1 pseudogene is annotated in these 261 nt (G+C 60.2%); it reads left to right on the top strand.

The window, feature by feature from the left end:
- Positions 1–261, top strand: a pseudogene (locus RTW80_RS29735) (type VI secretion system tip protein VgrG); the annotation flags it as partial.

Genomic DNA, 261 nt, shown 5'->3' with positions numbered 1-261 from the left:
CAGCAGCACAGGCCGCCGCCGCCGTGGCAGGGATATCGGATATAACGGGTGCCGCTCAGGATGCGGCGGTGTCGCTTGCTGCCGGTGGACCGGGAGCGCATAACGTCACGGTAAGTGGTAGCGCTGTGCCGCCGCAGATGCTGCTTTTTGCCAGTATAAATGGTTCGGAGAAACTTGGCAGCCTGTTTACCTACATCGTACAGCTTAAAACGCCCGACACCCTGAATCTGGGCTATGTCTCCCCTGCTGCCAACCTCCCGC

This window comes from Escherichia sp. AM3, assembly GCF_032029835.1.
Taxonomy (GTDB): Bacteria; Pseudomonadota; Gammaproteobacteria; order Enterobacterales; family Enterobacteriaceae; genus Escherichia; species Escherichia coli.
The sequence above is the reverse complement of the archived record's forward strand: the minus strand, read 5'-3'. Positions and strand labels throughout refer to the sequence as shown.